Here is an 11,858-nt window from a genome sequence, read left to right on the forward strand (position 1 = left end):
GGCCAGGTCGAGGACTACATGGCCAATCTGGTGATCGCGCAGTTGCTGTTCCTGGAATCGGAGAATCCCGACAAGGACATACATCTCTACATCAACTCCCCCGGCGGGCTGGTGACGGCGGGACTGGCGATTTACGACACCATGCAGTTCATCAAGCCGGACGTCAGCACCCTCTGTGTCGGCCAGGCCGCCAGCATGGGGGCGCTGCTGCTGGCCGGGGGCGCGGCCGGCAAGCGCTACTGCCTGCCGCATTCGCGGATCATGATTCACCAGCCGCTGGGGGGATTCCAGGGGCAGGCCTCGGACATCGACATTCATGCCCGGGAGATTCTGGCGGTGCGCGACCGCCTCAACAAGATTCTCGCCCATCACACCGGCCAGCCCATCGAGAAGATCCAGATCGACACCGATCGCGACAACTTCATGGGGGGGGATGACGCGGTGAGTTATGGTCTGATCGACAAGGTGTTGACCCACAGGACCGTGACAGCGGCGTGAATGTCGGATAGATTGGGGCCCTGAGAGGGTACCGGCTGCAGGCACGGGTCCGCCCGGTGGGCGGATTCCGCTGCGGGAAACGAAGAGGTAAAGCGATGAGCGAGGATAAACACGGCAAAGACAGCGGCGGCAAGCTCCTGTATTGCTCATTCTGCGGGAAAAGCCAGCACGAGGTCCGCAAGTTGATTGCGGGGCCGGCAGTGTTTGTCTGCGACGAATGTGTCGAGCTGTGCAACGACATCATCCGCGAGGAATTGCAGGAGAGCGCCTCCACGGGCGCCGACAAGCTGCCCAAACCGAAAGAGATCAAGAAAGTTCTGGATGAATACGTGATCGGCCAGGAGAAGGCCAAGCGGATTCTTTCGGTCGCCGTCTACAACCATTACAAGCGGCTGCGCGCCCAGCAGACCCACAGTAAGAAGAACGAGGTCGAACTGGCCAAGAGCAACATCCTGCTGATTGGTCCGACCGGTTCGGGCAAGACCTTGCTGGCGGAGACGCTCGCGCGCCTGCTCGACGTGCCTTTCACCATCGCCGATGCCACCACGCTGACCGAGGCGGGCTATGTGGGTGAGGATGTCGAGAACATCATCCAGAAAATCCTGCAGAAGTGCGATTACGACGTGGAAAAGGCCGAGCAGGGGATCGTCTACATCGACGAGATCGACAAGATTTCCCGCAAGGCCGACAACCCCTCGATCACCCGGGACGTCTCCGGCGAAGGCGTGCAGCAGGCCTTGCTCAAGCTGATCGAAGGGACCGTGGCCTCCGTGCCGCCGCAGGGCGGGCGCAAGCATCCGCAGCAGGAGTTCCTGCAGGTCAATACCGCCAACATCCTGTTCATCTGCGGCGGAGCCTTCGCGGGCCTGGAGAAGATCATCCGTTCGCGCTCCGAGCAGGGCGGAATCGGGTTCGCAGCAGACGTCAAGAGTAAGGACGACAGCCGCAATGTCGGCGAGGTGCTCGCCGACGTCGAGGCCGAGGACCTGATCCGCTACGGTCTGATACCGGAATTCGTCGGGCGCCTGCCGGTGGTGGCGACGCTGGAAGAGCTGGACGAGGCGGCTCTGGTGCGCATCCTGACCGAGCCCAAGAACGCCTTGGTCAAACAGTACCGGCGGCTGTTCGAAATGGAGTCCTGCGAACTGGAGATCCGTGACGACGCGCTGGGCGCCATCGCCCGCAAGGCCATGGCGCGCAAGACCGGCGCACGGGGCCTTAGGACCATACTCGAGCATACGCTGCTGGACACGATGTACGAGCTGCCTTCCTCGGATCGGATCTCCAAGGTGGTGGTCGACGAAAAAGTCATCAACGGGGAAAGCGAGCCTCTGATGATTTACGACAACAGCCTGGAAAAGCAGGCGGCGGCAGCGGATTGATAGGCTGCGTGACACTTGTCCGCTTTCCCTTTCCGGCGTGTGCGCATTTTGTTGTGAGCGATGCTTGTAATTGCGCGCCGCGCCCTCAACTCACCGATGTGACTTAAAGACAATCGAGAGGGTGCTACGATGGAAAATTCAGGCGTCGAACACGAGATAACAAGTGGCGAACGGTGGGTTCCGGTTCTGCCTTTGCGCGACGTGGTGGTCTATCCCCACATGGTCATACCCTTGTTCGTCGGGCGGGAAAAATCGATTTTCGCGCTGGACAGCGCAATGCGCGACAGTAAACAGGTCTTGCTGCTGGCGCAGAAAGACGCGGAAGTCGATGACCCTGGTTTCGACGACCTCTACCGGGTGGGTACGCTCTCCAACATCCTGCAATTGCTGAAGCTGCCGGACGGTACCGTGAAGGTGCTGGTGGAAGGAGCCCAGCGCTGCCGAGTGGAGGACATTCGCCTCGCGGACAGACACTACAGTGCCAGTGTTTCCGAGATTCGGGAGGTTCCCGGTGTCGACGAGCGGGAGCTGGACGTCCTGATGCGCACCGCAACCAATACCTTCGACCAGTATGTCAAGCTGAACAAGCGCATCCCTCCCGAAGTGCTCAACTCGCTCTCGGGGATCGATGATCCGGCGCGACTGGCCGATACCATCGCCGCCCACATGACGGTCAAGATCGAGGACAAGCAGGCGATCCTGGAGAACAGCGCAATCTCGGCCCGGCTGGAAAAGCTGATCACGTTGATGGAAGCCGAGGTCGACATGCTGGAGATGGAACGGCGTGTGCGCGGCCGCGTCAAGCAGCAGATGGAGAAGAACCAGCGCGAGTACTACCTGAATGAGCAGATGAAGGCCATTCAGAAAGAGTTGGGCGAGATGGAGGAAGTGCCCAACGAATTCGAGGAGTTGGCCCGGAGGATCGAAAAGGCCGGTATGCCTCAGGCGGCCCGGACCAAGGCGGAAACCGAACTCAACAAGTTGAAGCTGATGTCCCCGATGTCGGCCGAAGCCACGGTGGTCCGCAACTACATCGACTGGATCGTGAATCTGCCATGGAAGAAGCGCACCAAGGTGAGTCACGATCTGCAGCAAGCCGAGGAAATCCTCGAAGCCGAGCACTATGGGCTCGAGAAGGTCAAGGAGCGTATCCTGGAATATCTGGCGGTGCAGCAGCGCGTCAAGAAGATCAAAGGACCGATTCTCTGCCTGGTGGGGCCGCCCGGTGTAGGCAAGACCTCCTTGGGGCAGTCCATTGCCCGCGCGACCAACCGCAAATACGTCCGTATGGCCTTGGGTGGCGTCCGTGACGAGGCGGAGATCCGCGGTCACCGGCGGACCTACATCGGCTCCATGCCGGGCAAGATCCTGCAGAATCTGTCCAAGGTGAAGACGCGGAATCCGATGTTCATGCTGGACGAAATCGACAAGATGGCCATGGATTTCCGCGGTGATCCGGCGTCCGCTCTGCTCGAGGTGCTGGATCCGGAACAGAACCATACCTTCGCCGACCATTACCTGGAAGTCGACTTCGATCTCTCCGAAGTCATGTTCGTGGCCACGGCGAATACGCTCAACATCCCGCCAGCGCTGCTGGACCGCATGGAAATCATCCGCCTTGCCGGTTACACCGAGGATGAGAAGGTCAACATTGCGATGCGCTACCTGGTGCCCAAGCAGATGAAGAACTGCGGGTTGAAGGATACCGAGCTGCACATCAGCGAAGCGGCCGTCCGCGACATCATCCGCTACTATACCCGGGAGGCCGGGGTCCGCAGTCTGGAGCGGGAAATAGCCAAGATCTGCCGGAAAGTGGTCAAGAATCTGCTGCTCAAGCCCACCCACAAGAAAGTATCGGTCACTCCGCGCAATCTGGACGACTACCTCGGCGTGCCGCGTTTCCGCTTCGGCCGCGCCGAGGAAAGCGATCAGGTCGGCCAGGTCACGGGGTTGGCCTGGACGGAAGTGGGGGGAGAGTTGCTGACGATCGAAGCCGTGGTCATGCCGGGTACCGGTAAACAGACCTACACCGGCAAGCTCGGCGAGGTCATGCAGGAATCGATTCAGACGGCGGTGACCGTGGTCCGGAGCCGCGCCGAAGCGCTGGGTATCGATCCCGCGTTTTACCAGAAGCACGACGTCCACATCCACGTGCCCGAAGGTGCGACGCCCAAGGATGGACCGAGTGCGGGCATCGGTATGTGCACCGCTCTCGTTTCTTCCCTGACGGGCATCCCGGTGCGTTCGGACGTGGCCATGACCGGCGAAATCACCTTGCGTGGCGAGGTGCTGCCCATCGGCGGACTGAAGGAAAAGCTGCTGGCGGCGCACCGCGGCGGTATCACCACGGTCCTGATTCCCAAGGAAAACGAAAAGGATTTGGCCGAAATACCCCGAAACATCAAGCAGGACCTGGATATTCGGACCGTCCGGTGGATCGACGAGGTGTTGGCCGTCGCCTTGCAGCGGTTGCCGGAACCAGCCTCACGGGTACTGCCGCCTACCGAGGAGTGCGCTCCGAAAACGGTGGGTGCGAGCGGGGGTCTGACCGCGCATTGAAGGGCCGGAAGGCAAGGATTCCGGGGCTTGTGCGCCTTGACACGGCTTTTTTTGCGCTGCTAAAGTGCGGCAGCTAGGGGGGACGCCAGTTCCACTGGATTTACGGCCCGGCATTCCGATGCAGCGGTACAGTCAACTCAAATAGGGGAAAGAAATGAATAAAGCGGAACTGATTGAAGCCATCGCCGATGCGGCCAATCTCACGAAGGCCGATGCGGGGCGTGCTCTGGATGCAGTGATCGACGCCATTACCGATGCGTTGAAGAAAGGCGATACGGTCTCGCTGGTCGGGTTCGGCTCGTTCGCGGTCAAGGAGCGTGCAGAGCGTCAGGGGCGAAATCCGCAGACGGGCGACAGCATCACCATCAAGGCTGCGAAAATTCCGTCATTCAAGTGTGGCAAAGCGCTGAAAGATGCTGTAAACTAGTTATTCTTCAGTTGGGGTGCTTAGCTCAGCTGGGAGAGCATCGCCCTTACAAGGCGAGGGTCGTAGGTTCGATCCCTACAGCACCCACCAAGAGAATCGGATCATTGGAGCGGTAGTTCAGTTGGTCAGAATACCGGCCTGTCACGCCGGGGGTCGCGGGTTCGAGCCCCGTCCGCTCCGCCATATCGAAACCCCAGGCATTCGCCTGGGTTTTTTTTTGGGCTCTAGTTTGTCGTATCCATCAACGATAGTCATTCCGGTACCGATATATGCTGCAGGCCATTCGTGATAAAGCGCAGGGGATCTTTGCCTGGGCGATGTTGATTCTCGTGGGTATTCCTTTTGCTTTTTGGGGGATCAACAATTATTTCGATTCGGGCAAGGAAGCACCTGTCGCGGTCGTCGGTGACCGGGATTTCTTCGAACGCGATGTGGTCCAGGCCTATCAGCAGGACTTGGCCAACCTGGTCGGTCTGGGAGATGTCGATGAAAAGCACCTGAAACGGCAAGCGCTCGAACGTTTGGTGCGCGATGAACTGATTTCGCAGGCCGCGGCAGGCGAAGGGCTGGCTGTCCCCGATTCGGTGGTGCGCGCTTTCATCCAGACGTTGCCGTATTTCCAGACCGACGGCAAATTCGACAAGGACAAGTACAACGTCATGCTTTCGGCCCAAGGGATGAGTTCGCCCGTTTTCGTCGAGCAGGTCAAGCGTGCGCTCCTGATGGAGCAGTTTCAGCGGGGCATAACCGATACCGCTTTCGTCACGCGGCAAGAGGTGGAGGCTTTTTTCCGTCTGAAGAACCAGGAGCGTGAAATCGAGTTCGTGACGGTGCCGCTGGCGAAGGCCGATGAAGAGGTGTCCGAGTCATCGATCGACGAGTATTACCGGTCGCACCCGGACGAGTTCCAGTCCCCGGAGACCGTCAGCGTGAATTATCTGTTGCTGAGCCTCGACGATGTGGCGAAAGAGGTGAAGCCCACTGAGGAGGAGCTGAGGAATTTCTACGAGGAACAAAAGGCCGGTTTCACCACGGAAGAACGGCGGAAGGTGAGTCATATCCTCGTTACCGTGGATCCGGCCAAGCCTGAAGACGAGGCCGCCGCACTGGCGAAGATCCGACAGATCCGGGAGCGTCTGCTCAAAGGAGAGGATTTCGCCAAACTGGCGAAGGAAACCTCCGACGATCGGGTTTCCGCCGAGAAGGGCGGTGACCTCGGCGTGGTCACCAAGGGGGGCATGGAACCGAACTTCGAGAAAGCGGCATTGGCGCTGTCCCAGGGCGAGGTGTCCGAACCGGTCCGGACCTCTTTCGGCTATCACTTGATCAAGGTGACGGAGCTGACACCCGCCACCACCAAGCCGTACGAACAGGTGAAGGACGAAGTCGCTGCCGGTTTTCGCAGGAATGCGGCGGAGAACAGGTTCTATGATCTGGGACAGAAACTCACCGAATTCGCCTTCGAGCACCCCGACACGCTGGAACCCGCGGCTCGGGCGCTGGGTTTGAAGGTCGAGGAGACGGGCCCATTCACCCGCGAGAGCGGAGAGGGAATTTCTGCGGACGAGGGGGTGCGCAAGGCGGCTTTCAGCGAGGAGGTGCTGGGCGGGAAGAACAGTGACGTCGTCGAGATCGGGGCGGACAAGGTCGTCGTGCTCAGGCTGAAGGAGCATCGCCCCGCAGAAACCATGTCGCTTGCTGAAGTGCGCGAGCGGATCGTCAGCTTGCTGCGCGACCGGGCGACTAGGCAGAAGACCGAAGCTCTCGCGGAGGCGGCGCTCAAAGAGATGGGGGAGGGCAAGACCTTGGGGGATGTGGCAAAGGCCCACAACTGGAAAGTCACCGGCCCCCTCACGGTTCGCCGCGATGCCTCGGGGGTGGCGGCTGCCGTCGTGAATGCCGCGTTCGGAACCCGGGAGTTGAACCGGCCGATCCGGGTGGCGCTCGAAAACGGCGACCAGGCGATCCTCCGCATCGCGGCGATCAAGGAAGGCGAGGCGGCGCCGGAGGCCGAAAAGGACATGGAAACAGTACGCCAGTCTTTGGCGCGGGTGGCCGGCCAGCGGGAGTTCGCCGCCTTCATGGCGGAAATGCGCAGAAGTGCGGACGTTTATATCAAACCCGACCAGGACTGAGCCGTTCCTCTGTCATCGCCGCAGGATGATTTGACGGGCAGCAGGAGGGTCGGATGGAGTTCGACATTCTGCTGGTCGTCGGCATCGATGCGGTCGGCATTGCCCGGTTCCCCCGAATTCTGCACGATGCCGGCTGCCGGGTGACGCTGCTGGCACCACCGGGGCTAGCAGTGGCGCGCTCGCGTTATGTCAGCCGTCACGTTGCCACGGCCGCCGGACCGGAAGCGCTGCCGAGGCAGCTCCAAACCTTGTTGGCCGAACGGCATTTTCACCATGTCATCGTCGGCGACGAACCGACCCTCACGGTCATCGCCCGGCATCGTGGCGAGGCATGGCTGGACGGCTGGTTTCCGGTCGACCACCGCAGCGATGCCGTCGAGGTGATCCTGTCGAAATCGGCCTTTCAGCGGGCGGCGGGCGCAGCGGGTTTGAGCACTCCGAAATCCGAAGTCCGCACCGGCCTGGCCGGACTCGAGGCGGCGGCGCGCGCCATGGGGTATCCCGTCATGCTCAAGAAGTCGCACGGTTGCAGCGGTTCGGGCGTCCGCAGGGTGGCGGGAGAGGCCGAACTGGGAGCGGCCTTCGAGCTGCTGAACGAAGGCAATGGCACGCTGCTGATCCAACAGTTCCTCGATGGCCGGGTCGGTTCTTCCGACGTGCTGTTCGACCGCGGCGTGCCGGTGTGCTGGCAGTCCTGGTATTCCCGTCAGTGCTGGCCGACGCCGCTGGCATCCTCCTGTGTCCGCGAGGCGATGGCCCACCGTGAGATCGGGCCGATGCTCGCCGGCGTAGGCGCGCTGAGCGGATTCCATGGTTTCGCCGGCGTGGACTGGGTGCACGATACGGAACGGGACCGTATCTATCTGATCGAATTCAATCCGAGACCCACGCCGACCTACCACCTCGACGTGCTTTCCGGGGTCCGCTTCGCGGACAGCTTCCACGCCATACTCGCAGGGACGCGCAGTGCCGGATGCCGGGAGCCGTCCGCAGCGGCATGCGGCATGGTGGTCTACCTGTTTCCGCAGAGCCTTTATCGCGCCATTGCTGAATGTGACCTCGACAGTCTGTGGCGGTGCTGGAGCGATGCGCCATGGAGCGATCCCGTCCTGATGGCCGCTCATCTGCGCCGGGTTTTGACCCATTTCCTGCCCGTGCGTTGGCGGCAGGCGGTGAAGCGCCTCCTGGGCCGATGAGCCCACTTTTAGCGGGTGGCGACAAAGGCGAGAATGAGACCGGCCACCACGTTGCCGACGATGCTCACGACCAGTTCCCGGGTGAAGAAGGCGCCGGGTCTCATCTTGCCGATGCGGGGATTCTTGTGTTTGGCCGTGATCTCGATGCTTCCCGTCGAGAGGTTTGCTACGGTCGACCGCACCAGTTCCACCACCTGGGTTTCGCTGTGAATGGCTGGATGAAACTTGACCAGCAGGGTACCGGTCGTGATGTTGGGCTCGGCGTGGTAAATGCCCTTGGCCGCTGAATCCTTGAGAATCGACTGTTTGAGAATTTCGGCATAGGTCTGCCGGTAGCGGATGAGCGGCACCCGGAAGCGGATCCGGTTGGGAACCTTGTCGTGGACGATGGAAACGAGTTCTGCCGTCGGCTGCGTCATGGAAAGGGTCCGGTATTGAAATCTAAGGGCGGTCGGGATACTCGGGGGTCACCCGCGACGTTCCCGTCCGGATCGGAATGTTATCATCGTTGCCCATCATCCATGATGACGGAACGTCTGCCCGTGTTGTCCCGAATCCGGCTCACGCTTTCCTTGCTGCTGCTGGGTCCTGCCTCGGCTGGGGCCGGGCTCACAGGGCCCGCGAATTATTGGGAATGCATCCTCCACGGTATGGAGGACGTGAAAAATGACCCGGTGGCACGGGAAGTCATGAAAATCTGTCTTTCGGACTTTCCCGACGGCTTTTCGGTAGAGGAGCCGCTGGAAGGAACGCCGACGGAATGCATCCTGAAGCATGGCGAAGACGTGTCCAGCGCCTTGGCCGCCCAGCAGATCCACATCGCCTGCAACGTCCTTTATTCCCGGCCGTGAGCTTCAGCCGCCGCTGAATTCCGCCGTTCCTGCCCGTACCAGCAGTTTGAGGTAGCGCTCGTAACGGGCCGGCGAAAGTCTCCCTGCTTCGACGGCTTCGCGCACGGCGCACCCCTTGTCCCTCACGTGGCGGCAATCGTTGAAGCGGCATTTGCCCAGGTAAGGGTGGAAGTCGCGGTAGGTCTGTGCCAGTTCGGTCGGATCGACCTCTGCCAGTCCGAAAATGGCCACGCCGGGGCTGTCGATCAGTTCGCCGCCCCCGGGCAGGGAGTACAGGGTGGCCGAAGTGGTGGTGTGCCGGCCCAGGCCGCTATGGGCCGAGAGCTCGCCGATCCGCAGGTTGCGGTCCGGGAGCAGGGCATTGGTCAGCGAGGATTTACCCACGCCGGACTGCCCGCTCAGCATGCTGCAGCCTGTATGGAGCATGGACCGCAGGGCGTCCAGTCCCGCCCCGGTCCGGGTGCTGATACGGAACACCTCGTAGCCGGCGGCTTCATAGTCGCGCAAAGCCTTCTGCAGGGCGGACGCACCCACCAGGTCGATCTTGTTGAGGATGAGAGCGGCTGTGATGTGCCGGTATTCACAGACCGCCAGGATCTGGTCCGCGAGCAGCCAGTCCGGCTCGGGCTCCGGCGCCAGGACCACGAAGACCCGGTCCAGATTGGCCGCGACCACGCGAACCCGGCCGCCGTGGGCGGGTCTGACCAGACTGGATCGGCGCGGCAACACCTCCAGCACCCTGCCTTGATCACCCTCACAGGGCTCCCATCTCACATGGTCGCCGACGGCGGCATCGCCCAGCCGGCGCCGGGTGTGGCAGAGGACGATACGGCCGGTCTCGTCCTCGACCGCCAGCCCCTTGCCGAGGTGGCAGACCACCCGGCCTTGCCTGATTGCCTGCATGACGGCGGGGGCCGTCGCTAGATCTTCGCGCTCAGATGATCGATGCGTATCGCGGCGGGCGGATGGCTGTAGTGAAAAGCGGCGTACAGCGGGTCCGGAGTGAGCGTGCTGGCGTTTTCCCGGTACAATTTGACCAGGGCATGGACCAGGTAGCGGGCACGGGTCTGGCTGGCGGCGAAATCGTCGGCCTCGAATTCATAGCGTCGCTGCACATAGGCCACGATCGGTTGCAGGAAGACGGAGAACACCGGCGACACCAACATGAACAACAGGAGAGCGGTGGCATGGGACTGCTCCCTGACGCCGAGGCCCTGATAGAACCAGTCCTCCCCCGTCAGCCAGCCGAGCAGGGCGAAACCGGCCAGCGTCACCAGCGCGGTGCCGGCCAGCATCTTCAGTACGTGGCGGCGTTTGAAGTGACCGAGTTCATGGGCCAGCACGGCTTCGATCTCGTCGTGGTCGAGCGAATCGACCAGGGTGTCGAAGAACACGATGCGCTTGTTGCTGCCAAACCCCGTGAAGTAGGCGTTGCCGTGGCCGGAGCGTCTGGAGCCGTCCATGACGAAGATGCCTTCCGAGCGGAAGCCGCAGCGTTCGAGGAGGGCCTCGATACGCGCCTTGAGCGTCGCGTCCGCGAGCGGGGTAAATTTGTTGAACAAGGGGGCGATGAGGGTCGGGAAGGCCCAGCTCATCAGGATCGAGAAGGCCATCAGGATGGCCCAGGCGATGATCCACCACTGGGCGCCGGCGCTGTCCATCACCCAGAGGATCAAGGCCAGCAGCGGGGCGCCGATGACGAGGGAGAGCCCGGTCTGCAGCGCCAGGTCGATGGCGAACTGGCGCGGAGTGGTGCGGTTGAAGCCGAAGCGTTCCTCGATCCGGAAGGTTTGGTAGAGGTTGAGCGGCAGTTCCAGCAGTTGGGAAGCCAGCAGCGTGGTCAGGACGATGCCCACGCCGGTGGTGATCGGCGGAAGCCCCCAACCGTTCCAGACTGCGGCAATCGCATCGATCCCGCCGCCCAGGGTGAATCCCAGCAGGATCGCGATGCCGACGATGCGCCCGACATCGTCGAGACTCCCCTTGGCCAGGGTATAGTCCGCTGCTTTCTGGTGGTCCTCCAGCGACACTCTGTCCCGGAATGCGTCCGGCACATGGTCGCGGTGCAGGCGCACATGGCGGGCCTGGCGCCGGGCCAGCCAGTATTCAAGCCCGGAGGAGACGGCCAGAGCCGTCAGGAACAGGGTGGTGACGGTATTCATGCGGTATGGTCGGAAATCGGTTTCGTCAATCGGCGCTAGAGGGTAGCCTTTGATAAAATCCGTGACAAGTTTGGAACCCTCCCAGGCACTTGGAAGGACGGCATGGCTCAGGACGCACAAAACCTCATCTGGATCGATCTGGAGATGACCGGGCTGGACCCCCAGAACGACGCCATCATCGAAATCGCCACCATCGTCACCGACGGCCAGCTCAACGTGCTCGCCGAAGGCCCGGTGCTGGCCATCCATCAGCCGGAGTCGGTGCTGGACCGCATGGACGACTGGAACCGCAAGCAGCATGGCGAATCCGGGTTGATCGAGCGGGTGCGGCGCAGCACGATCGACGAAGCCGAGGCCGAGCATCTGACGCTGGGGTTCGTCAGTGAATGGGTGCCGCCGAACGAATCCCCCATCTGTGGCAACAGCATCTGCCAGGACCGCCGTTTCCTCGCCCGCTGCATGCCCCGCCTGGAGGCCTATTTCCACTACCGCAACCTCGACGTGTCGACGCTGAAGATCCTGGTCGAGCGCTGGGCGCCCGCGCTCAAGGAAGGTCTGCAGAAGCAGAGCACCCATCGGGCGCTGGACGACATCCGCGAATCCATCGCGGAACTGCGGTATTACCGCGACACCGTGCTCAAGATCTGA

General features: G+C 61.8%; 11 protein-coding genes and 2 tRNA genes. 10 read left to right on the forward strand and 3 right to left on the reverse strand.

What is annotated here, in order from left to right; genetic code table 11:
• From H156_RS0101485 to H156_RS0101520, 8 genes are all read left to right on the forward strand, one after another.
• Positions 1 to 498, forward strand: a 498-nt coding sequence (locus tag H156_RS0101485; RefSeq protein WP_026597559.1) for an ATP-dependent Clp protease proteolytic subunit, incomplete at its 5' end; no start/stop codon positions are given.
• A gap of 95 nt (positions 499 to 593) precedes the next feature.
• The gene (clpX, locus tag H156_RS0101490) at positions 594 to 1,880 is read left to right on the forward strand and encodes an ATP-dependent Clp protease ATP-binding subunit ClpX (RefSeq protein WP_026597560.1); all 1,287 of its coding nucleotides are present in this window, start codon (positions 594 to 596) and stop codon (positions 1,878 to 1,880) included.
• Positions 1,881 to 2,009: 129 nt separating this feature from the next.
• A complete protein-coding gene (lon, locus tag H156_RS0101495; protein ID WP_017364101.1) occupies positions 2,010 to 4,439 on the forward strand; it encodes an endopeptidase La in 2,430 nt (809 codons plus the stop codon).
• A gap of 154 nt (positions 4,440 to 4,593) precedes the next feature.
• Positions 4,594 to 4,866, forward strand: coding sequence for an HU family DNA-binding protein (locus H156_RS0101500; RefSeq protein WP_010959880.1), 273 nt, complete (start codon positions 4,594 to 4,596; stop codon positions 4,864 to 4,866).
• 14 nt (positions 4,867 to 4,880) lie between these two features.
• Positions 4,881 to 4,956 (forward strand) — tRNA-Val (locus tag H156_RS0101505).
• Between the two features lie 16 nt (positions 4,957 to 4,972).
• Positions 4,973 to 5,049 (forward strand) — tRNA-Asp (locus tag H156_RS0101510).
• An 86-nt stretch (positions 5,050 to 5,135) separates the two neighbouring features.
• Positions 5,136 to 7,001, forward strand: a complete 1,866-nt coding sequence (locus tag H156_RS0101515) for a SurA N-terminal domain-containing protein (protein WP_017364232.1) — start codon at positions 5,136 to 5,138, stop codon at positions 6,999 to 7,001.
• A gap of 53 nt (positions 7,002 to 7,054) precedes the next feature.
• Complete coding sequence (locus tag H156_RS0101520; RefSeq protein WP_017364233.1) at positions 7,055 to 8,197, forward strand: ATP-grasp domain-containing protein; 1,143 nt, start codon at positions 7,055 to 7,057, stop codon at positions 8,195 to 8,197.
• Positions 8,198 to 8,205: 8 nt separating this feature from the next.
• On the opposite strand, the gene H156_RS0101525 is transcribed toward H156_RS0101520, so the two are convergent.
• On the reverse strand, positions 8,206 to 8,616 hold the full coding sequence (locus tag H156_RS0101525; protein ID WP_017364234.1) for a hypothetical protein: 411 nt from the start codon (positions 8,614 to 8,616) through the stop codon (positions 8,206 to 8,208).
• 270 nt (positions 8,617 to 8,886) lie between these two features.
• On the opposite strand from H156_RS0101525, the gene H156_RS17420 reads away from it, so the two are divergent.
• The gene (locus tag H156_RS17420) at positions 8,887 to 9,048 is read left to right on the forward strand and encodes a hypothetical protein (protein ID WP_238536783.1); all 162 of its coding nucleotides are present in this window, start codon (positions 8,887 to 8,889) and stop codon (positions 9,046 to 9,048) included.
• 3 nt (positions 9,049 to 9,051) lie between these two features.
• Here H156_RS17420 and rsgA read toward each other — a convergent pair whose 3' ends face one another.
• Both rsgA and H156_RS0101540 read right to left on the reverse strand, forming a co-directional pair.
• Positions 9,052 to 9,951 (reverse strand): ribosome small subunit-dependent GTPase A, encoded by a 900-nt coding sequence (gene rsgA, locus H156_RS0101535; RefSeq protein ID WP_017364236.1) that lies wholly within the window; start codon positions 9,949 to 9,951, stop codon positions 9,052 to 9,054.
• 17 nt (positions 9,952 to 9,968) lie between these two features.
• Entirely contained in the window at positions 9,969 to 11,210 is a 1,242-nt protein-coding gene (locus H156_RS0101540; RefSeq protein ID WP_026045795.1) for a M48 family metallopeptidase, read from the reverse strand.
• A 102-nt stretch (positions 11,211 to 11,312) separates the two neighbouring features.
• Between H156_RS0101540 and orn the strand changes: the two genes are divergently transcribed.
• On the forward strand, positions 11,313 to 11,858 hold the full coding sequence (orn, locus tag H156_RS0101545; RefSeq protein ID WP_017364246.1) for an oligoribonuclease: 546 nt from the start codon (positions 11,313 to 11,315) through the stop codon (positions 11,856 to 11,858).

This window comes from Methylococcus capsulatus str. Texas = ATCC 19069 (genome assembly GCF_000424685.1).
GTDB classification, from domain to species: domain Bacteria; phylum Pseudomonadota; class Gammaproteobacteria; order Methylococcales; family Methylococcaceae; genus Methylococcus; species Methylococcus capsulatus.

What these genes read in the sequence shown, in the direction of transcription:
- clpX (WP_026597560.1), top strand. Translation starts at nt 594, where the DNA reads ATGAGCGAGGATAAACACGGCAAAGACAGCGGCGGCAAGCTCCTGTAT.
- lon (WP_017364101.1), top strand. Translation starts at nt 2,010, where the DNA reads ATGGAAAATTCAGGCGTCGAACACGAGATAACAAGTGGCGAACGGTGG.
- H156_RS0101500 (WP_010959880.1), top strand. Translation starts at nt 4,594, where the DNA reads ATGAATAAAGCGGAACTGATTGAAGCCATCGCCGATGCGGCCAATCTC.
- H156_RS0101515 (WP_017364232.1), top strand. Translation starts at nt 5,136, where the DNA reads ATGCTGCAGGCCATTCGTGATAAAGCGCAGGGGATCTTTGCCTGGGCG.
- H156_RS0101520 (WP_017364233.1), top strand. Translation starts at nt 7,055, where the DNA reads ATGGAGTTCGACATTCTGCTGGTCGTCGGCATCGATGCGGTCGGCATT.
- H156_RS0101525 (WP_017364234.1), bottom strand. Translation starts at nt 8,616, where the DNA reads ATGACGCAGCCGACGGCAGAACTCGTTTCCATCGTCCACGACAAGGTT.
- H156_RS17420 (WP_238536783.1), top strand. Translation starts at nt 8,887, where the DNA reads ATGAAAATCTGTCTTTCGGACTTTCCCGACGGCTTTTCGGTAGAGGAG.
- rsgA (WP_017364236.1), bottom strand. Translation starts at nt 9,951, where the DNA reads ATGCAGGCAATCAGGCAAGGCCGGGTGGTCTGCCACCTCGGCAAGGGG.
- H156_RS0101540 (WP_026045795.1), bottom strand. Translation starts at nt 11,210, where the DNA reads ATGAATACCGTCACCACCCTGTTCCTGACGGCTCTGGCCGTCTCCTCC.
- orn (WP_017364246.1), top strand. Translation starts at nt 11,313, where the DNA reads ATGGCTCAGGACGCACAAAACCTCATCTGGATCGATCTGGAGATGACC.